The sequence below is a fragment of the Myxococcus sp. AM009 genome (genome assembly GCF_013372605.1).
Classification (GTDB): domain Bacteria; phylum Myxococcota; class Myxococcia; order Myxococcales; family Myxococcaceae; genus Myxococcus; species Myxococcus vastator.
In genome coordinates, this window is the sequence record NZ_JABXEP010000047.1 from 32225 (window position 1) to 51785 (window position 19561).

At 68.9% G+C, this 19561-nt stretch carries 19 protein-coding genes and 1 pseudogene; 18 read left to right on the plus strand and 2 right to left on the minus strand.

All coding sequences use genetic code 11. From position 1 onward, the window contains the following. The 13 genes and pseudogenes from HV824_RS14220 to HV824_RS14280 all read left to right on the plus strand — a co-directional run. Positions 1-297 (plus strand): annotated as a pseudogene (locus HV824_RS14220) (HNH endonuclease); the annotation flags it as partial. Positions 298-363: 66 nt separating this feature from the next. After that, complete coding sequence (locus tag HV824_RS14225) at positions 364-1026, plus strand: cytochrome c3 family protein (protein ID WP_163779600.1); 663 nt, start codon at positions 364-366, stop codon at positions 1024-1026. Next, a complete protein-coding gene (locus tag HV824_RS14230; protein WP_176419392.1) occupies positions 1023-4217 on the plus strand; it encodes a TAT-variant-translocated molybdopterin oxidoreductase in 3195 nt (1064 codons plus the stop codon). Before HV824_RS14225 ends, HV824_RS14230 begins: the two co-directional genes overlap by 4 nt. A 3-nt stretch (positions 4218-4220) precedes the next feature. After that, on the plus strand, positions 4221-5636 hold the full coding sequence (nrfD, locus tag HV824_RS14235; protein ID WP_176419385.1) for an NrfD/PsrC family molybdoenzyme membrane anchor subunit: 1416 nt from the start codon (positions 4221-4223) through the stop codon (positions 5634-5636). Positions 5637-5640: 4 nt separating this feature from the next. Beyond that, on the plus strand, positions 5641-6186 hold the full coding sequence (locus HV824_RS14240) for a DUF3341 domain-containing protein (RefSeq protein WP_176423503.1): 546 nt from the start codon (positions 5641-5643) through the stop codon (positions 6184-6186). Next, positions 6183-6776, plus strand: a complete 594-nt coding sequence (locus tag HV824_RS14245) for a cytochrome c (protein WP_176419387.1) — start codon at positions 6183-6185, stop codon at positions 6774-6776. Before HV824_RS14240 ends, HV824_RS14245 begins: the two co-directional genes overlap by 4 nt. Continuing rightward, positions 6773-8011 (plus strand): hypothetical protein, encoded by a 1239-nt coding sequence (locus HV824_RS14250; RefSeq protein ID WP_176419388.1) that lies wholly within the window; start codon positions 6773-6775, stop codon positions 8009-8011. The genes HV824_RS14245 and HV824_RS14250 overlap by 4 nt, the downstream gene beginning before the upstream one ends. Beyond that, positions 8008-8481 carry a hypothetical protein gene (locus HV824_RS14255; protein WP_176423504.1) on the plus strand — a complete coding sequence of 158 codons (474 nt, stop codon included), beginning with the start codon at positions 8008-8010 and terminating at the stop codon, positions 8479-8481. Before HV824_RS14250 ends, HV824_RS14255 begins: the two co-directional genes overlap by 4 nt. Before the next feature lie 36 nt (positions 8482-8517). Then, entirely contained in the window at positions 8518-9399 is an 882-nt protein-coding gene (locus tag HV824_RS14260; protein ID WP_176423505.1) for an SCO family protein, read from the plus strand. Further along, a complete protein-coding gene (coxB, locus tag HV824_RS14265) occupies positions 9396-10442 on the plus strand; it encodes a cytochrome c oxidase subunit II (protein ID WP_163786617.1) in 1047 nt (348 codons plus the stop codon). The genes HV824_RS14260 and coxB overlap by 4 nt, the downstream gene beginning before the upstream one ends. Beyond that, on the plus strand, positions 10426-12096 hold the full coding sequence (ctaD, locus tag HV824_RS14270) for a cytochrome c oxidase subunit I (protein ID WP_176421326.1): 1671 nt from the start codon (positions 10426-10428) through the stop codon (positions 12094-12096). Before coxB ends, ctaD begins: the two co-directional genes overlap by 17 nt. Then, positions 12086-12751 carry a cytochrome c oxidase subunit 3 family protein gene (locus HV824_RS14275; RefSeq protein ID WP_176421325.1) on the plus strand — a complete coding sequence of 222 codons (666 nt, stop codon included), beginning with the start codon at positions 12086-12088 and terminating at the stop codon, positions 12749-12751. The genes ctaD and HV824_RS14275 overlap by 11 nt, the downstream gene beginning before the upstream one ends. Before the next feature lie 14 nt (positions 12752-12765). Then, the gene (locus HV824_RS14280; protein ID WP_176421324.1) at positions 12766-13221 is read left to right on the plus strand and encodes a cytochrome C oxidase subunit IV family protein; all 456 of its coding nucleotides are present in this window, start codon (positions 12766-12768) and stop codon (positions 13219-13221) included. Positions 13222-13302: 81 nt separating this feature from the next. Here the strand turns inward: HV824_RS14280 and HV824_RS14285 are convergent, their stop codons facing one another. Beyond that, complete coding sequence (locus HV824_RS14285; RefSeq protein ID WP_176423506.1) at positions 13303-14295, minus strand: DUF481 domain-containing protein; 993 nt, start codon at positions 14293-14295, stop codon at positions 13303-13305. 166 nt (positions 14296-14461) lie between these two features. Here HV824_RS14285 and HV824_RS14290 point away from each other — a divergent pair, with 166 nt between their 5' ends. The 5 genes from HV824_RS14290 (at position 14462) to HV824_RS14310 (ending at position 18702) form a co-directional block, all read left to right on the plus strand. After that, positions 14462-15133, plus strand: coding sequence for a hypothetical protein (locus HV824_RS14290; RefSeq protein WP_176421322.1), 672 nt, complete (start codon positions 14462-14464; stop codon positions 15131-15133). 76 nt (positions 15134-15209) lie between these two features. After that, on the plus strand, positions 15210-16166 hold the full coding sequence (locus HV824_RS14295) for a GNAT family N-acetyltransferase (protein WP_255208026.1): 957 nt from the start codon (positions 15210-15212) through the stop codon (positions 16164-16166). Positions 16167-16187: 21 nt separating this feature from the next. Then, entirely contained in the window at positions 16188-17330 is a 1143-nt protein-coding gene (locus HV824_RS14300) for a hypothetical protein (RefSeq protein ID WP_176423508.1), read from the plus strand. Beyond that, the gene (locus tag HV824_RS14305; RefSeq protein ID WP_368671061.1) at positions 17327-17674 is read left to right on the plus strand and encodes a YkgJ family cysteine cluster protein; all 348 of its coding nucleotides are present in this window, start codon (positions 17327-17329) and stop codon (positions 17672-17674) included. Before HV824_RS14300 ends, HV824_RS14305 begins: the two co-directional genes overlap by 4 nt. 56 nt (positions 17675-17730) lie before the next feature. Beyond that, positions 17731-18702 carry a hydrolase gene (locus HV824_RS14310; protein ID WP_176421328.1) on the plus strand — a complete coding sequence of 324 codons (972 nt, stop codon included), beginning with the start codon at positions 17731-17733 and terminating at the stop codon, positions 18700-18702. 31 nt (positions 18703-18733) lie between these two features. Here HV824_RS14310 and HV824_RS14315 read toward each other — a convergent pair whose 3' ends face one another. Next, complete coding sequence (locus HV824_RS14315) at positions 18734-19339, minus strand: hypothetical protein (RefSeq protein WP_163787556.1); 606 nt, start codon at positions 19337-19339, stop codon at positions 18734-18736. Positions 19340-19561 lie beyond the last annotated feature (222 nt).

Sequence of the window (19561 nt, forward strand, 5' to 3'; positions counted from 1 at the left end):
ATGAGCTACGCCAAGCGTCGCAAGATACTGGGTATCATCGAAACGGATAATACCTTCGAGCGCGCCGACCACCGGGGCCGCGAGGCGTGGCTCGGCAAGTGCCTGCACTGCAACGCGCACTTATGGGTCGGCTTGGATGGCGAGCCGATCAGCCGCGCCACCATCGAGCACATCCTCCCGAAGACGGCCGGGGGCACCGAGGCGCTGACCAACCTGGGCCTGGCCTGCGCCCGGTGCAACCAAGGCAAGGGCTCCCGGCATGACGCCCGTTATCACCGGGACGCCCGCGCCCGGCAACGCCCACGCCTCGCCTTTCGTTCCCGTCACTGCTTCTGTCGAAGCCCCCTTGCCCATGGTCCTGGTATGAGCGGCCCTCTCTTCCCACGTTGGACGAACACGGTGTCGCGGCTGTCAGCCGCGGCGCTCCTTGCCGTGCCCGCCATCGGCATCGGCGGTCTCATGGCCTACGTGCGCTCGCCGTACGTCACTGGCCAGCAGCGGCCCGTTGAACAGCCGATCGAGTTCGATCACCGCCACCACGCGGGTGATGAGCAGATTGACTGTCGGTACTGCCATTGGACGGTCGAGGAGTCGCCCTCCGCGGGCATCCCCTCCACCACGGTGTGCATGTCCTGCCACGCACAGGTCTGGAACAAGAGCCCGTACCTCACCGAGGTCCGCAAGGCGTTCTTCTCCGACCAGCCAATCCCCTGGGTCCGCGTGCACAACCTGCCGGACTTCGTCTACTTCAACCACTCCATCCACGTGGCCAAGGGCGTCGGCTGCGCCACCTGCCACGGCCGCGTCGACCAGATGGCCGCCGTGGAGCAGGCCGCGCCGCTCACCATGGCCTGGTGCCTGGATTGCCACCGCAATCCGGAGCCCCACCTGCGTCCTGCGGAGTTCATCACGTCCATGACGTGGACCCCGCCCGAAGACAAGGCCAAGGCCGCTGAGCTTGGCCGCCAGTTGGCAGAAGCGTACGACGTCCACTCGCGCGAGAGCTGCTCCACATGCCACCGATGAACACGAAGCGCGACGGCGCCCCGTCGCAGGACACCCCCTCCTCCTTCGCGCTCCCGGTCGTCACGGACCGGCCCGCCGCCGCGTCCGACGTTGTCGGCGAGGCGCTCGAGCACGCGGCCGCCAATGCCTCCTCCTCCGAGCCCGGCTATGGCCAGACGTACTGGCGCAGCCTGGAGGAGAAGCTCGGCGCGCCCGACTACCTGGAAGAGACGCGGCCGGAGTTCCCCGCCGGCGCGGACCTGGCGCCCACCGGCTTCGCCCGCCGCGAGTTCATGCACCTGCTGGGTGCCTCGCTGGCCCTGGCCGGCGCCACCGCGTGCAGCACCCGTCCGGTGGATGAGCGCCTCCTGCCGTACACCAAGACGCCTCCCGAGCTCGTCCCGGGCAACCCGCTCCACTACGCGTCCGGCATGACGCTGGCCGGTCACACCTCCGGCCTGCTCATCACCGCCCGTGAGGGTCGCCCCGTGAAGATCGAGGGCAACCCGGACCACCCGGTCAACCAGGGCGCCGCGGGCCCCTGGGAGCAGGCGTTCCTGCTGTCCCTGTACGACCCGAGCCGCGCCCGCGTGCTCCGTCAGGGCAAGAGCCCCCGCGCCCTTCGCGTCCTGCGCGAGGAGCTGGCCAACCGCGCCAACAAGGCCTCCGCCGGTGACGGTGGCAGCCGCGTGCGCTTCCTGTCCGAGCCCGGCAACTCGCCGCTGACCGGCGACCTGCGCAACCGCATCCTGAAGAAGCTGCCGAACGCGCGCTTCCACAGCTACACCGCGCAGACGCACGACACGCAGGCAGAGGCGGCCCGCGCGCTCTTCGGCGGACAGCCCGTCACGGCCATCTACGACTTCGCCCAGGCGGACATCGTCCTGGCGCTGGACGCGGACTTCCTGGAGAGCCGCCCGGAGAACCTGGCCTACGCGCGCCAGTTCGCCAACCGCCGCGACCCGAACAACGGCCCGCTCAACCGGCTCTACGTGGCCGAGGCCCGCTTCTCCATCACCGGCGGCATGGCCGACCACCGCCTGCGCGTGAAGTCGCAGGAAGTGCTCGCGGTCGCCGCCGCGGTGGCGCAGGCCGTGGGGGGCCCCGCCGCTTCGCTGGCTGGCGCCGCCGCCAGCAAGGCGTCGCTGAAGGCGGACCACGACAAGTGGGTGCAGGCGGTCGTCGCGGACCTGCGCGGCGCGCGTCCTGGCCGCAGCCTGGTGGTCGCGGGTGAGCGTCAGCCGGCCGCGGTCCACGCGCTGGCCCACGCCATCAACGCCGCGCTGGGCAACACCGGCACCACGGTGAAGTACGTGCAGTCGTCCATCGCGGAGCAGGAGGGCCTGAGCCAGGTCCGTGCGCTGGTGGAGGACCTCACGGCCGGCCGCGTGGACACGCTGGTCATCACCAGCTGGAACCCGGTGTTCTCGGTTCCGGCGGACACGGGCCTGAAGGAGCTGCTGGACCCGGCGACCAACCCCAACCGTGGCAACCTCACCGTCCTCTACACGGGCCTCTACGAGGACGAGACCAGCCAGTACGTCGACTGGTTCGTCCCCGCGGCGCACCCGCTGGAGACGTGGAGCGACGGCCGTTCGTTCGACGGCACCGTGGCCATTGCCCAGCCGCTCATCCAGCCGCTCTACAACGGCGTGGCGGAGTCCGAGCTGCTGGCGATGTTCCTCGACGAGCCCTACCGCCCCGCGTACCAGATGCTGCGCGACTACTGGCAGGGTCAGGCCGAAGGACAGGGTGACTTCGAGGCCCGCTGGGAGAGCTGGGTGTCGGATGGCGCCATCCCCGGCACGCAGGCCGCCCCGGTGCAGGGCGCTCCGGACTTCGGCGCCGCCTCCGCGCTGGTGACGGGCTACTCGGCTCCCGCCGCGGGCGAGCTCGAGATCAACTTCGTCTACGACTACAAGATCTTCGACGGCCGCTTCGGCAACAACTCCTGGCTGCAGGAGCTCCCGGACCCCATCACCAAGATGACCTGGGACAACGCCGCGCTGCTGAGCCCGGAGACCGCCAAGGGCCTGGGCCTGGAGCCCGGTGACCTGGCGGAGCTGAGCTACGGCGGCCGCAAGCTGACCGTGCCGGTGTGGATTACGCCGGGCCACGCCAACGACACCGTGACGATGTCGCTGGGCTACGGCCGCGACGGCCTGCACGAGCAGGTGGCCAAGGCGGTGGGCTTCAACGCCAACGCCGTGCGCACCCTGAAGGCGCCCTGGTTCGACGGCGGCGCCACGCTCACCAAGGTGCGCGGCAGCTACAAGTTCAGCCTGACCCAGACGCACTGGCGGATGGAGAACCGCCCGCTGGCGCTGGACATGCCGCTGTCCGAGCTGAAGAACCCGTCCACCGCGACGGAGCACACGCTCCACCGCGTCAAGGGCGAGCTGAAGTTCGGCGTCCAGGACAACCTGCCGGCCTTCGACTACGACAAGGGCCCCAGCAACCCCCAGGGCTACAAGTGGGGCATGGCCATCGACCTGTCCCGCTGCACCGGGTGCAGCGCGTGTGTGATTGCCTGCCAGGCGGAGAACAACATCCCCGTCGTGGGCAAGCAGCAGGTCTCCGTCAGCCGTGAGATGCAGTGGCTGCGCATCGACCGCTACTTCGAGGGCAGCGAGAGCGACCCCCGGATGGTGATGCAGCCGGTGATGTGCGTGCACTGCGAGAAGGCCCCCTGCGAGTACGTCTGCCCGGTGAACGCCACCGTGCACTCGGACGAGGGCCTCAACGACATGGTGTACAACCGCTGCGTCGGCACCCGGTACTGCTCGAACAACTGCCCGTACAAGGTGCGCCGGTTCAACTACCTGCACTACACGGCGGACAAGACGGCCACCGAGAAGATGCTGATGAACCCGGACGTCACCGTCCGCAACCGCGGCGTGATGGAGAAGTGCACGTACTGCGTCCAGCGCATCGAGCGCGTGCGCATCGACGCCCGCGTGGAGAAGCGCGTCATCAACGAGAAGGAACTGCAGACCGCCTGCCAGCAGACCTGCCCGACGCAGGCCATCACCTTCGGTTCCCTCAACGACAAGCAGCAGCGCGTCACGCAGCTCCACGAAGATGAGCGCGCGTACAAGCTGCTCCACGAGCTGGGCACCCGCCCGCGCACCGCGCACCTCATCCGCGTCCGAAATCCCAACCCCGCCCTCGAGCCCGCCGCGTCCGCCGCCGCGAACCAAGGGAGCCACTGAGCCATGGCTGAAACCGCTGCCAACGCTGCCCTCGATCCGCTCGAGCCGCGGCCCCTCGTCGCGCCGCACCATGACGACGCGTCCCTGAACGAGACGCTGCTGGACCATGTCTGGCGCAAGCCGGGCAAGGGCTGGTTCATGCTCTTCGGCCTGTCGCTCAGCGCCCTGGGCCTGCTCGTCATCGGTGTCACCTACACGCTGGCCCGCGGTATCGGCGTGTGGGGCAACAACCAGCCCGTCGGCTGGGCGTTCGACATCATCAACTTCGTCTGGTGGGTCGGTATCGGCCACGCCGGTACGCTCATCTCCGCCATCCTCCTGCTCTTCCAGCAGAAGTGGCGCACGAGCATCAACCGGTTCGCCGAAGCCATGACGCTGTTCGCCGTCATGTGCGCCGGCCTGTTCCCCCTGCTGCACACCGGCCGCCCCTGGTTCGCCTTCTGGCTGTTCCCCTACCCCAGCACCCTGGGCGCGTGGCCGCAGTTCCGCTCGCCGCTGGTGTGGGACGTGTTCGCCATCTCCACGTACCTCACGGTGTCCGCGCTCTTCTGGTTCGTGGGCCTCATCCCGGACCTGGCGGCGCTGCGTGACTCGTCCAAGACGAAGCTGCAGCGGACCCTCTACGGCCTGTTCGCGCTCGGCTGGCGCGGCTCCGGTCGGCACTGGCACAACTACAAGATCGCGTACCTGCTGCTGGCCGGCCTCTCCACGCCGCTCGTGGTGTCCGTTCACACCATCGTTTCGTTCGACTTCGCCGTCTCCCTGCTGCCCGGCTGGCACACCACCGTCTTCCCGCCCTACTTCGTGGCTGGCGCCGTGTTCAGCGGCTTCGCGATGGTCATCACCCTCATCGTCCCCGCCCGCAAGTACCTGGGCCTGCGGGACGTGATTACGGACCGGCACCTGGAGAACATGAACAAGGTCATCCTGGCGACGGGCCTGCTCGTCTCCTACGGGTACCTGATGGAGCACTTCGTCGCCTGGTACTCGCAGAACCAGTACGAGATGTGGACCTTCTACGTGAACCGCGCCACCGGCCCCTACGCCGGGGTGTACTGGCTGATGATTGCATGCAACGTCATCACCCCGAACATCTTCTGGTTCAAGAAGGCCCGCACCAACATCGCCATCATGTGGGTCGCGTCCATCGCGGTGAACATCGGCATGTGGTGTGAGCGGTTCATCATCATCGTCACCTCACTGAGCCAGGACTTCCTGCCGTCTTCCTGGGGCATCTACACGCCGACGTGGGTCGACTGGTGCATCTACGTGGGCACCCTGGGCCTGTTCGGCACGTTGTTCCTCCTCTTCCTGAAGTTCGTGCCCGCGGTCGCCATCAGCGAGGTGAAGGAGCTGCAGTTGGAGCTCAAGCACGCCGCTCACGCCCACCACGGCGCCGACACCCACGGAGCGCACTAGAGCCATGGAAGCCACCGTTCTCGAATCCTGGGTCCTGGCCGAGTTCCCGACGCCGGACGCCCTCGTGGATGCCACCCGCCAGATGCGGGAGAAGGGCTTCGAGGGAATGGACACCTACTCTCCGTACCCGCTTCACGGCGGCTCGGAGGCCCTGGGTCTGCCGCCCTCGCGCGTGCCCTTCATCGCCCTGTGCGGCGGCCTGACGGGCGTGGCCACGGCGCTGGCCATGCAGACCTGGATGAACACCATCGACTACCCGCTCAACATCGGCGGCCGACCGCTGCTGTCGCTGCCGGCGTGGGTCCCCATCACGTTCGAGCTGGGGGTGCTGTTCGCCGCCTTCGGCATCTTCTTCGGTCTGCTGGGGCTCAGCCGCCTGCCCCAGCCGTACCACCCCGTCTTCGAGTCCGAGGACTTCCGCACCGCCTCCACGCACGGCTACTGGCTGAGCGTTCCCCAGGCGACGGGCACGGACGCGGCGCCGGTCATGAATCAGCTCAAGGCCCTGGGCGCGACCCAGGTGACCCTCGTCACGGGAGAGAAGGAATGAGGTGGCTCATCCCCGCCGCCGGACTCGCCGCGCTCACGGGCTGCAACGTCAGCTCGGAGTTCCTCCAGCGCATGGAGCACCAGGCGAAGTACGAGGTCTACGAAGCGTCCGACTTCTGGGCGGACGGCCGCGCCATGCGCACGCCTCCCGCGGGCACGGTTCCGCGTGAGCGCTTCGACAGGCTCCCCGAGCTCAAGGACCCCATGCAGCGCCAGGTGGCCCTCACCGGCCGCAGCGACGGCCAGCCGGTGGCCCACCTGCCCGTCACGGTGGACCAGAACCTGCTGACCCTGGGTCAGAAGAAGTACAACATCGTCTGCTCGCAGTGTCACGGCGTGCTCGGTGATGGAAACAGCATCGTCGCGGAGAACATGGCCCTGCGCCTGCCTCCCTCGCTGCTGGACCTGGAGAGCAAGCCGGACGGCCACTTCTACATGGCCATCAACGAGGGCTACGGCGTGATGCCGTCCTTCTCCGGTGAGCTCGACCTGCGCGAGCGCTGGGCCGTGGTCGCCTACGTCCGCGCGCTCCAGACGGCCCGCAATACCCGCACGGACGGCCAGCAGCCCGTTCCGCAGGAGAACCGATGAGTCCCCCCGTCACCAACTCGCACACGAGCTTCGAGCCCTACAACGGCACGCCGAAGCTGATGGTGCCCGCGTTCGCCGTGGGCGTGCTCGGCCTGCTGGCCACGCTGGGCGGCTTCTTCGCCACGGACGCCAAGGGTGAGACGGCCCACGCCTACCTGATTGGCTTCACCTACTGGGTGGGCATCAGCGTCGCCTTCCTCATCATGCAGGCCATCTTCCACACGGCGAAGGCCAAGTGGCTCATCGTGCTGCGCCGGACGATGGAGACGGCCTCCGCGGTGATTCCGGTGTTCTTCGTGCTGGCCCTGCCGCTGCTGGCCATGGCCGCCTACCTCTACCCCTGGTGGCCCGGCTCCGAGCTGACGAAGGGCTACTCCGGCCTGGAGCTGGAGCACCTGAGCCACAAGCAGCACGGCTACCTGAACAACCACCTGCCCATTGGCATCGGCGTCCGCCACATCATCTACTTCGGCCTGTGGACGTTCGCGGCCTGGCGGCTGCGGACCTGGAGCCTGAAGCAGGACACCCTGGGCGGGCTCGACTTCACGGTGAAGCAGCGCAAGTTCTCCCCGGGTGTGCTGCCTTTCCTTGCCCTCACCATCACGTTCGCTTCTTTCGACTGGCTGATGAGCCTCACGCCGCTCTGGCAGTCCACCATCTTCGGCGTCTATTACTTCGCCGGAAGCTTCCTGGCGGCCTTCTGCATCCTGACCATCGTCACGGTGAACGCTCAGGGCAAGGACCTCTACGGCAGCGTCGTGAAGCTGGACCACTTCCACAACCTCGGCAAGCTGATGCTCGCCTTCACCGCGTTCTGGGCCTACATCGCCTTCTCCCAGTTCATGCTGGTGTGGATCGCGAACATCCCGGAAGAGGCGCCCTGGTACGGCCTGCGCATCTTCGGCGCGTGGCGGCCGCTGTCCATCTCCCTGTTCTTCCTGCACTTCCTGTTGCCCTTCTTCATCCTGCTGTCGCGCAACCTGAAGCTGCAGCCCCGGAAGCTGGCGGTGGTGGCGGTGTACCTGCTCGTCATCCACGCGGTGGACCTGTACTGGCTGGTGTGGCCGGCCTTGACGGGTGACGCCGGCCCGACGTTCCACTGGTCGCTGCTCACGGCCTTCTTCGGGGTGGGCGGCATCGCGGTGGGCACGGCCCTCCTCCTGGCGCGTGGCCAGTACACGCTGACGGTGAAGGACCCCTACATCGCCGAGTCCTTGAGGTACGTGCAGCCATGAAGAAGACCCAGGTTGAGCTCGAGTCGCGCGTCATCGTCGGCGCGCACGGTGTGGCGGCCGAAGAAGACCACCTGGTCATGGGCAAGGTGGTGGGCATCGGCGTGGGTTCGCTCGTCATCTTCGCGGTGGGCATCGTCTGGGCCTATTACATCCAGGTCCGGACCATGGCCGACATCCAGCCGGACGGTCCGCCGCCGCGTCCCGCGGCCATGGGCCAGTACGAGGTGGGCATCGTCAACCAGCGCCTGTTCGAGCAGGACTGGCACGCCGAGGACAAGCTCAGCGGCCAGGACCAGGCGCTGCGCGCCGGCTGGGGTGACCAGCCGGGGGTGAAGCAGCACCCCGCCATCGACGCCGCGATGAAGACGGTCATCGAGCAGAAGCGCAACCCGCCCCCCGCGCCCGCTCCGGAGACGGCTCCCGCCCCGGAGCCCGCTCCCGGGCAGACGCCTCCGTCGCCGCAGCAGTAGCCATCACCGCTCCCCTGTCGTAAGAGCCGTCCTGCAATGATGTCCACCTGCTCCTACATCCTTCCGCGCGCCTGCCGCGCGGGCTTGCTCGCCGCGGCGGCGCTGGTGCTGGCCGTCTCGGTGCCGGCCTCCGCCATGCCGGGTGCCGGGAAGACGCCCCGGGCCATCCTGGAGGCGCAGCGGGACCTGCCGCCCCCCATCCAGGGTGTGGACGTACAGGAGCACCTGGGGGAGCTGGTGCCCATGGACACCCGCTTCCTCGACGCCTCCGGGCGCGAGGTGCGCCTGGGCGACGTGGTGCCGAAGTCGCTGCCCACCCTGCTCACGCTCGTCTATTACAACTGCCCCATGCTCTGTAACCTGGTGCTCAACGCCCAGGTGCAGTCCATGAAGGAGCTCGGGCTCGAGCTGGGCAAGGACTACGAAGCCGTCACCGTCAGCATCGACCCGGAAGACACCCCGGCCCAGAGCCTGGAGCGTCGGCGGCGGCACCTGCAGTCCATGGGCAAGCCGGAGACGGCCCCCTGGCACTTCTTGACGGGGACGGACGCGGAGGTTCGCCGGCTCGCGGACGCCCTGGGCTTCAAATACACCTACGACGAGAGCACGAAGCAGTACGCCCACGCGGCCGTGGTGCACGTGCTCACGCCGGAGGGCAGCATCTCCCGGTATCTCTACGGGACGACGTTTCCTCCCTCGGACATGAAGCTGGCGTTGCTGGAGGCGGCCAATGGCCGCGTGGGTACCAGCTTCGATCAGATCATCCTGTCCTGCTTCAAGTATGACACCGCCAGTCGGCGGTATGGCTTCTACATCTTCGGGTTCATCCGCCTGGGCGGCATTGCCGTGTTCTGCGCCCTGGCGACGATGCTGATCTTTTTCTGGAGGCGCGAGCTGAAGAAAGGCGCGGCGGCATGAGCGAGCTTCTCAACGATATCCTGTTCCTCCCGGAGGCCGCGTCCACGTTCGCGGAGCGCATCGACACGCTGCATCACTTCGTCGTGGGTACGACGATGGTGATGTCGACGGCGGTCGGTCTGGCGGCCCTGTTCTTCTTCTTCCGTTACCGCCGCCGCCTCCCGGCGCAGGCGACGGAGTACGTCGTCCCCACCCTGAAGACGGAGTTCCTCTTCGTCTCCGTTCCCCTCGTGTTCTTCCTGGCCTGGTTCGGTATCGGGTTCCGGGACTTCACGTGGGTCACCACGCCGCCCAAGGACGCGATGGACGTCTACGTCATGGGCAAGCAGTGGATGTGGAAGTTCTCCTACCCGGAGGGCCCCAACGGGGTGAACGTGCTGCACGTGCCGGCCAACCGCCCGGTGCGTCTGCTCATCACCTCGCGTGACGTGCTGCACTCCTTCTACGTGCCGGCCTTCCGCATCAAGATGGATGCGCTGCCGGGCCGCTACACGCAGATCTGGTTCGAGGCGACCAAGCCGGGCACGTACCAGGTGCTGTGCACCGAGTACTGCGGCCTGTCGCATTCGAAGATGCTGGCCGAGGTCGTCGTGCTCCCGCAGGAGGAGTACGAGAACTGGATCCAGGAGCAGCGCCGCGGCCGCCTGCAGGACCGTCAGGACGCGCTGGCGGACAACTCCCTGGTGCCGCCGGTGGCGCGCATGGTGGAGCAGGGCCAGGTGCTCGCGGGCACGCAGGGCTGCCTCAAGTGCCACTCGGTGGACGGCTCGCAGCACATCGGCCCCACCTTCCTGGGCATGTATGACCGCGTGGAGCAGCTCGAGGACGGCCAGAGCATCCGCGTGGACGAGGCCTATATCACCCAGTCGATGATGGACCCGGGCGCCCACCTGGTGGCGGGCTACCAGAACGTGATGCCGACCTACCAGGGCAAGCTGCAGGGCCCGGAGACGGCCGCCATCGTCGAGTACATCAAGTCGCTTCGCACTCCGAACGTCCGCGAGGGCGCCTCCGAGGGACCCGCCTATGACGCCATCCAGTAGCATCGCAGCCCCGGGCGCCACCCCCGCGCCCGAGGAGCATCACGACCATCACCCGAACTACCTGGTCGACGGCACCACCATCAAGTCGTGGCTGCTGACCGTTGACCACAAGCGTATCGGGCTCATGTTCTTGTTCTGGGTCCTGCTGTTCTTCCTGGTGGGCGGCATCTTCGCGCTGCTCATCCGGGTGGAGCTCTTGACGCCGGGCCCGACCATCATGGACGCGATGACGTACAACCGTACGTTCACGCTCCATGGCCTGGTCATGATCTTCCTGTTCATGATTCCGGCCATCCCCGCCGTCTTCGGCAACTTCATGTTGCCGTTGATGCTGGGCGCCAAGGACGTGGCCTTCCCCCGGCTGAACCTGCTGTCGCTCTACATCTACCTGGCCGGCGCGCTGTTGGCGCTGTGGGGCATGCTCAACGGCGGCCTGGACACGGGCTGGACGTTCTACACCCCGTACAGCGCGCACACGACGACCACGGTGGCGCCGGTGCTGTTCGGCGCGTTCATCATCGGGTTCAGCTCCATCGTCACGGGCATCAACTTCATCGTGACGTGCCACACCATGCGGGCGCCGGGCATCACCTGGTTCAAGATGCCGCTGTTCGTGTGGGCCATCTACGCCACCAGCTGCATCCAGGTGCTGGCCACGCCCGTCATCGGTCTGCTGCTGTGCCTGGTGACGGTGGAGAACCTGTTCGGGTTCGGCATGTTCGACCCGGCCCGCGGCGGTGACCCGGTGCTCTTCCAGCACCTGTTCTGGTTCTACAGCCACCCGGCCGTGTACATCATGGTGCTCCCCGCCTTCGGCGTGATGAGCGAGGTCGTCGCGACCTACAGCCGCAAGAACATCTTCGGCTACCGCGCGGTGGCGTACTCCAGCCTGGGCATCGCCTTCGTCGGCTTCTTCGCCTGGGGCCACCACATGTTCGTGTCCGGCCAGTCCACCTTCACGGGCGGTCTGTTCGGCGTGCTGACCATGCTGGTGGGTGTGTTCACCGCCATCAAGGTCTTCAACTGGGTGGGCACCGTCTACAAGGGCGCGGTCGACTTCAGGACGCCCTTCGCCTACTTCTGCGGCTTCCTGTTCTTCACCGTGTTCGGTGGCATGACGGGCATCGCGCTGGGCACGGTGTCGCTGGACGTCCCGTGGCACGACACCTACTTCGTGGTGGCGCACTTCCACTTCATCATGGTGGGCGCGACCATCATGGCCTTCCTGGCCGCCCTCCACTACTGGTTCCCGAAGATGTTCGGGCGCACGTACCACGAGGGTTGGGGCCTGGTGTCCGCGGCGCTCATCATCCTGGGCTTCAACGCCACGTTCATCCCCCAGTTCCTCCTGGGCAACAACGGCATGCCGCGCCGCTACTACGAGTACCCGGAGCGCTTCCAGGCGCTGAACGTGGCCTCCACGGCGGGCGCGTCCCTGCTGGCGTTCGGGTTCATCATCATCGCGATGTACCTGACGTACGCCCTGGTCTACGGCAAGGCGTCCGGCAAGAACCCGTGGCGCAGCAAGGGCTACGAGTGGATGTCCGAGTCGCCGCCGCCGACCCACAACTTCGTGGGGCCGCAGCCGGTGTTCCCGGAGGAGCCCCACTTCTACGTGGACCCCAAGAAGGCCGAGGTGCCCGATGCAGTCTAGCTCTCACGCCGCCGGGGGCGCCCTGCCCGTCCCCCGGCTCGCCGGCCACTTCGCGTCGCTGGAGGTGCAGAACCACGCCGCGCGCCTGGGCATGTGGCTGTTCCTGGCGACGGAAATCCTGCTCTTCGCTGGCCTCTTCATCTGCTACGGCGTCTACCGCTTCCTCTTCCCGGAGGCGTGGGCCGCCGCCAGCCGAAGCCTGGACCTGACGCTGGGCACCATCAACACGGTGGTGCTCATCACCTCCTCGCTCACCGCGGCGCTCGCGGTGCACTACGCGAAGGAGGGGAAGAACAAGATGGTCGCGGTGCAGATTGCCCTCACCCTGGTGATGGCCGTCGGCTTCCTCGTCATCAAGTACTTCGAGTACCACCACAAGTTCGAGATTGGCACGCTGCCGGGCCGCTTCTACTCGTATGAGGGCATCCAGCTTCCGGGCGTGCCCCTGTACTTCACGGTCTACTTCTGCTCGACGGCCCTGCACGGTCTGCACGTCGTCATCGGCATGATCGTGCTGGCCTTCTCCATGGTCCGCGCGCTGAAGAAGGCTGACTTCGGGCCGAACAACTACACGATGGTCGAGCTGGGCAGCATGTACTGGCATCTCGTCGACCTGGTGTGGATCTTCCTCTTCCCGATGCTGTACCTCGTTTGAAGGGTTCCTCCACCATGGGCATTGCCAACGAATCCCGGGAAGAAGAACAGAACATGCGCGAGGAGCACCACGGAGCGGGCCGTTACTGGCTCATCTGGGGCCTGCTGCTGGTGCTGACGGTCGTCACGGTCCTCACCGGCCGCATCCACATCCCCACGTGGGGCCTGGTGCTGGCGCTCGTCATCGCCTCCACCAAGGGCACGCTGGTGCTGCTGTACTTCATGCACCTGATTGACCACCGCGGCGCCAACCGGCTGGTCTTCGCCGTCTCCATCCTCTTCGTGCTGCTGATGCTCGCCATTCCGCTGGTGGACCTGGGCACCCGCTACCGCGGCGCCACGCCTCCGGGCTCGACGTACAGCGACCTGCAGGCAATCGACATCGGCGCGGACGCGGAGGAAGGCCGCTACGGCGGCGGCCTCCGCAAGGAAGGGAAGATGGGCGAGGAGTCCGGCGCGCCCAAGCAGTAAGGCAGCCGGGGCGGCCCACCGCCCCACGCCACCCGCACGCGGCGCCGAGGGACTCCCCCGGCGCCGCGTTGCTTTTGCGGGCTACAGCATCACTTCGAAGTTCAGCGCCAGCGCGGTGTCGGTGGACACCTTGCCCGGGGGCGGCGCGCTGTCGTGCTTCACCAGGAAGCTGGTGCCCAGCGACAGCTTCTTGGTGAGCCCCACGGACAGCTGCGTCTGGCTGTTGAAGAGCATGCGCGAGTCGCCGATGACGCTCACCAGCACCTCCACGTCCTCCTTGAAGGTGACGTTCTGCGCCAGGCCGTAGCGGAACACCGCGCCGAAGCGGGGGCCGCCCAGGTCGACGTCCGGCAGGTCCATCCGCGTGGGGTAGTACTGGAAGCGCGTCTCGTTGGCGTAGCGGAAGGCGGCGTCCGTGCGGAGGTAGGACTCGCGGCCCTTCTCCTTCTTCTCATCCCACCACAGCACGCCCAGGCCGCCTTCGCCGAAGGTGCGCGACTCCACGCTCTTCACGTGGTCCGTCTCCGCGCCCGCCAGCAGGTAGCCGCTGATGACCTCGGTGAAGCGCCGGTCGCCGCGCAGCTCCAGGCCCGCGTTGAACGCCACCACCTGGGACACGGCCTCCTCGCCCGTGACTTCGGGCGGACGGCTGCGGCCATAGGAGCCGTAGGACTTGATGGCGTAAATCCAGTTGTCCGTCGTGCGCTGGGCGCTGGCCAGGCCGCTCACCGTCAGGGTGGAGGCATTGCCCGTCAGCGAGATGAGGCCCAGGCCGACGGTGACGTCCCACTCGCCCTGCTTCTTGTCGGTGGCGGGCGCCGGGGCCGGGGCCGGGGCCGGGGGCGGCGCGGTGACGGCGGCGGCGCGCTCGGCGGCCTCGGCGGCGCGGACGCTGGCCTCGGCGGCGCGCTCAGCGGCGATGGCGGCGCGCTCGGCGGCGGCGGCGGCGCGCTCCTCCACGCTGAGGGGCGCGGCGGGCGCGGCCTCGGCGGCGGGAGCCGGCGGCGTGGAGGGAGCGGGCGCAGGCGTCTGGGCCTGCAGGGACGTGGCAATCAAGAAGGCAGCGGAAAGCATCGAATCTCCAGGTCAACGGCGCCGGCGAAAAGCCTGCCGCCTTCCTGCTTCAAAGGCCCTCCGCGCTTCAATGGCTTAATGGTCAAATTCGGACACGTCCCGCGCCGCCACACCGGGTGGGTCCGTTCCCACCGCCTCGCAGGTGGCGCTTGAAAGAAGAAGCCCCATGCCCCTGCGCCCCGCACCGCTCCTGCTGCTCTGCGCCCTGCTCGTCCCCGCCGCGGCCTCCGCCCAGCGCGTCACCGTCCCGGTGGACGTGGGGGTGGGGCCCGCGGCCTTTGCCTTCTTCGGCCCCGTGTTCGAAGACCAGCCCATCCACACCGGGCTGAAGCTCTCCGTGGAGGCGGTGCTGGACAAGGCGTGGCTGAAGAAGAACCAGCGCCGCGTGCCCCCGCGTTACCGCAAGTACGCCAAGAGCCTGGATGAAGTCCGCATCTCCCCGTCCATCCTCATCCCGGACGCGCTCATCATCTCCCCCAAGCTGCGCGACACCGGGATGTACGGCGCCACCTGGAAGCCGCTGTCACTGGGGGTGCCGCTGACGTCCAGTCCGGCGCGGCTGTCACTCGGCGCGGGGCTGCTGCTCACGTACGTCTACATGCACTCGGACACGCTGCCCGACACGCACTTCGTGCGGCCCGGCGCGGAGGTGGGCATCGACCTGGAGCTCCAGCTCTCCAAGAGCTTCCTGCTGGGCGTGGGCTGGGAGTCCGCGTTCTACGTCCCGCAGGAGCTGGGAGGCCTGGGCCTGCCCGAGCGCCTGCGCGATGGCATCTTCCACGTGGGACAGGCCTACCTTCAGCTCCACTTTCGCTTCCCCTACACGGTGCGCCTGTAATGCGGAGGGCAGGCAGGCCTCACGGGCCCTCCAGGGCTGCTGCGAAGCGCCGCGCGCGCGGCTACCCTGCCACGCCATGCATCTGGTCGTCGCCAACGAAGCACAGCAGGCCGAGAGAGACCGCCACACCTACGCCGCCTGGGGCTCGCCGCTCACCGTCGAGCAGTTCCTCGAACGGGAGCAGCGGCTGCGCGCCCACGCCTGGAGCCGGGACACCCTGCGCACCTGGCTGCTGTGCGACGACGCCGGCCGGGTGCTCACCTCGTGCGAGACGTTCCGCACCCCCAGCTACCTGCGCGGCCCCGACTGTCAGACGACGCGCGGCGACAGCTTCGTCATCGCCAGCGTCTTCACCGAGCCGGCCCTGCGCGGGCACGGCCATGCCACGCGGCTGATGGACCGGGTGGCCGCGGAGCTGGAGCGCACGGAGCCGGACGCCCAGGCCGCAGTGCTCTACTCCGACGTGGGCGCTCGCATCTACCGGCGCTCCGGCTACCAGGAGGTCCCCGCCTGGGACTGGCACCTGCCGGTGGGCAATGGGCCCGTGACGCGCAAGGTGGACGCGCTGCTGGAGGACGCGGACGTGCCCTCGGCGCTCGATCGGATGTGGCGGCCGGAGGTGCCCTTCTACCTGTGGCCGGACGCCACGCAGGTGGACTGGCACCTGGAGCGCGAGCGCATCTACGCGGAGCTGCTGCGCCGCCCTCGTCCCCGGGCCTGCGGCGCGGTGGTGGGCGCGTCCACGGCGCTGTGGGCGATGGTGGCCCGCCACGGAGAGCTGGTGGTGCTGATGTTGGACGCGCGCTCCGAGGACGACGCCGCCGCGCTACTGGAGGCCGCGGGGGCCCAGGCGCACAAGGCCGGGCTGTCCAAGGTGGTGCTGTGGGAGGAGCCGGGCACCATGCCGTGGGTGGCCCGGCTCCCCGAGGCCAGCCGCGAGGCCCGGGACGGCTCGCTGCCCATGGTGCGGCCCCTGCGCGAGGGACTGCCCGCCGCCGTGGACATCCCCTTCGCTCGCGCGCTGTGGGCATGAGCGTCCGGCTAGGATGCGCGAATGGCCCGCAGAACCCGCATCATCGAGGGCACGTGGAACTGCACCTCGTGTGACACGAAGTCGATTCGCGCCCGGCACAAGCGCTGCCCCCAGTGCAACAACCCGCGCGAGCTGACGGGCAAGGAGTCGGCGTTCGACTTCGGCGGCGTGGACGCGGCCAGCGGGAAGTCGCTGCGTGAGGGCGTCACCGACGCGTCGGCGTTGGCGCTGGCCCAGGCGGGAGAAGACTGGTTCTGCGCCTTCTGCGGCGCGGCCACGCGGGGCGACACGACGCGCTGCAAGCACTGCGGCGCCGAGCGCACCGACGACGCGAAGGCCGCCCCACGCCAGGCCTTCGACGAGCCACCACCGCCGCCGCCGCCACGTCCCGCGAAGCCGAAGCGCAAGGCGCGGCTGCTCCTGGCCTGGGGCTCGCTGTTCCTCTGCTGCCTGGGTGCCGGCGCCTTCGCGCTCTGGGCCAACACGACGCATGAGCTCCCCGGCGAGGTGACGGGCACGGCCTGGAAGCGCATCGTGGTGCAGGAGCGCTTCACCCGGGTGACGAAGCGGGGCTGGCGCGACGAGCTGCGCGCCGTCACGCCTCGCATGCCCGTCAACGGCACCGGCGAGGTGGCGGGCGTGGCCAACATCCGCGACTGCGTGTCCATCCAGCGAGGCACCCGCCGCGTCCCCGACGGCACGGAGCGGGTGTGCCGGACGAAGTCGCGCAAGGTGGCCTGCGGCTCGGAGGAGAAGTGCCGCCGCAGGGACATGGGCAACGGCTTCATGGAAGAGGTGTGCGAGGACGTGACGAGGTACTGCCGCGAGTCCTACGAGGACTGCCAGGACGAGACGCGCTACCGCCGGGAGCCCGTGTACGCCGACCAGTGCACCTACGACACCCATGAGTGGAAGCCGCTGACGCGCCGGGAGGCGTCCGGCACCGACGATGCGCCGCGCTGGCCCGAGCTGGCCGTGGGCGCCGCGGACCGGCTGCGCCGCGAGGAGACGTACACGGTGCGGCTGCGCTACGAGGACGACGGCGCCCATGAGCACGTGCTGAAGCCGCGGGGCGAGCGGGCGTTCCTCGCCTGGAAGAAGGGCCAGGGCGCGCGCCTCACCGTGACGAACCTGGGCACGGTGAAGACGGTCGTGCCCCTGTGAGTGACGCCACCCCCAAGCCCGTGGAGTGCACGCGCTGCGGCGCCTGCTGCGTGGCGCCCGACATCGCCGCGCTGGACAAGCCGCTGGGCCTGCGCTGCCCGCACCTGCGGGAAGACAACCTCTGCGACGTGTACGAGGAGCGGCCCGCCATCTGCCGCGACTACCGGGCGGATGAACTCTGCACCCTCATCGAGGCGCCCACGCTGGAGGAGCGCGTGGAGAAGTACCTGGGCCTCTTCGGGCTCCAGTCGGAGGCCCGGGCCTCGCGCGAGCAGGGCTGTGCTTCCATGCGCATGGCCCGCCGCGTGGCCAGCCTGCCCCGCCCCGGCGGCGCGAAGGACTAGCGCGACTGGTGGCAAGAGCGCTTGTCGTCCCCGCGCACGGGCGTTATCCCCCGGCCGTGCGATTCCAGCCCACCCAGCCCTTCGTGCCCGCGCCCGGCCTGGCGAATGAGCACGCGCAGACCATCTACGCCTCGCTCGTGCGCCCCACCCGCGTGCCCGCGCTGCGGCGCGAGCGCCTGGAGCTGCCGGACGGCGACTTCGTCGACCTGGACACCTTCGACGGCGCGGCGGGCGCGCCCCACGTCGTGGCGCTGCACGGCCTGGAGGGCTCGTCCCGCGCGGGCTACGTCACCGCCATCCTGCGAGGCGCGCGGACGCGCGGCTGGGGCGCCACCGCGCTCAACTTCCGCTCATGCAGCGGTGAGCCCAACCGGCTGGCGCGCTCGTACCACTCGGGCGACATCGATGACGCGCTCCGGGTGCTGAACGAGACGCGCGCCCGCGTCACCGGCCCGCTGTTCGCGGTGGGCTTCTCCCTGGGCGCCAATGTGCTGTGCCGGCTGCTGGAGTCGCTGGGCGACGACGCGCCCGTGGAGGCCGCCGCGTCCGTCAGCGCGCCGTATGACTTGAGCGCCTGCTGCCGCAAGCTCGACACGGGCGGCCCCTTCCACCGGCTGTACCGCGAGCGCTTCCTGCGGACGCTGAAGCAGAAGGCGCGCGACAAGCTGCGCCACTTCCCGAGCGCCTTCGACGGCCGGGCCATGGAGGCGGCGCGCACCATCCGCGCCTTCGACGACGCCGTCACCTCCGCGCTGCACGGCTTCCGCGACGCCGCCCACTATTACGCGGAGTCCTCCGCCGGTCCCCGGCTGCACGCCATCCGCAGGCCCACGCTGCTGCTGAGCGCCGCGGACGACCCGATGCTGGAGCTGCCCGTCATCCCGCCCGCCGCCGCCGACAATCCCCACCTGAGCGTCGTGGTGACGGCGCACGGTGGACACGTCGGCTTCGTCGGAGGCCAGGTGCATAGGCCCCACTTCTGGGCCGAGGCGCAGGTGCTGGCCTTCTTCGACGCGGTGCTGTCCTAAGCCGCGCGCGGGCTGAGGCAGCGGCCTCGGCTCAGCCGAAGGACCACAGGATGCCGAGCTTTGCGGTGGGCTCGATGTTGCTCAGGCTCCAGCCGTGGAAGTTCGCGGGCTCCAGCGCGGCGCGGAACTGCTCGTCCACGCCGACGATGCCAGGGCTGTAGAGCCGCATGATGCTGAAGCCGCCGCGCACGAAGAAGGTCAGCCGCTTCGGGGCCTGCCATTCGAAGCCCAGCAGGGCGCTCGCGTAGGAGTAGCCCACGCGCTCCAGTGAATGGATGGGCATCTGCGTGCGGTCCACGATGCGCCGCTCCAGGCCCGCACCATTCGCGGGCCGCGCATGCCCCGCCTCCAGCGTCAGCGCGGGCGTCAGGCTGCCCTTCCAGGGCAGCAACGTGAGCCCCACGCGCGCTCCGGGACGGACCCCATTGTGCGTGCCGCCCACGTGGAGCCGGAGCATTCGCATGGGCCGGAAGGAGAGCGACAGGCCCGCGCCCTCAGGGGCGCTGGCGTCCAGCATCAAGCCGAAAGGCGCCAGCCGCTCCGGGTCCTGGGTGCCGCGCCGCTGGAGCCCCGAAGCCGCCGCTGTCTGCGCCGTCAGCAGCACCCCGACCACTGCCAGCGCGGATACCACCCCCATGCACTGCCTCCCGTGACGCATGCCCCGTCCCGCCCGTCCTCCCACCCCGCCGCTGTGACGGGCCTCTCGGGTGAAGCTATTGCTCACTCGCCACCCTGCATCCACGTCCCTGGAGTGTCCTGACTGCCCGCCTGGCCAGCGCTGGGCGGGAGCCTTGCCCCACCGCCGCGCCGGGACCGCGAGCGAGCAAAAAAGCGCGACGGGCTCCGGGAGGCCCCCACC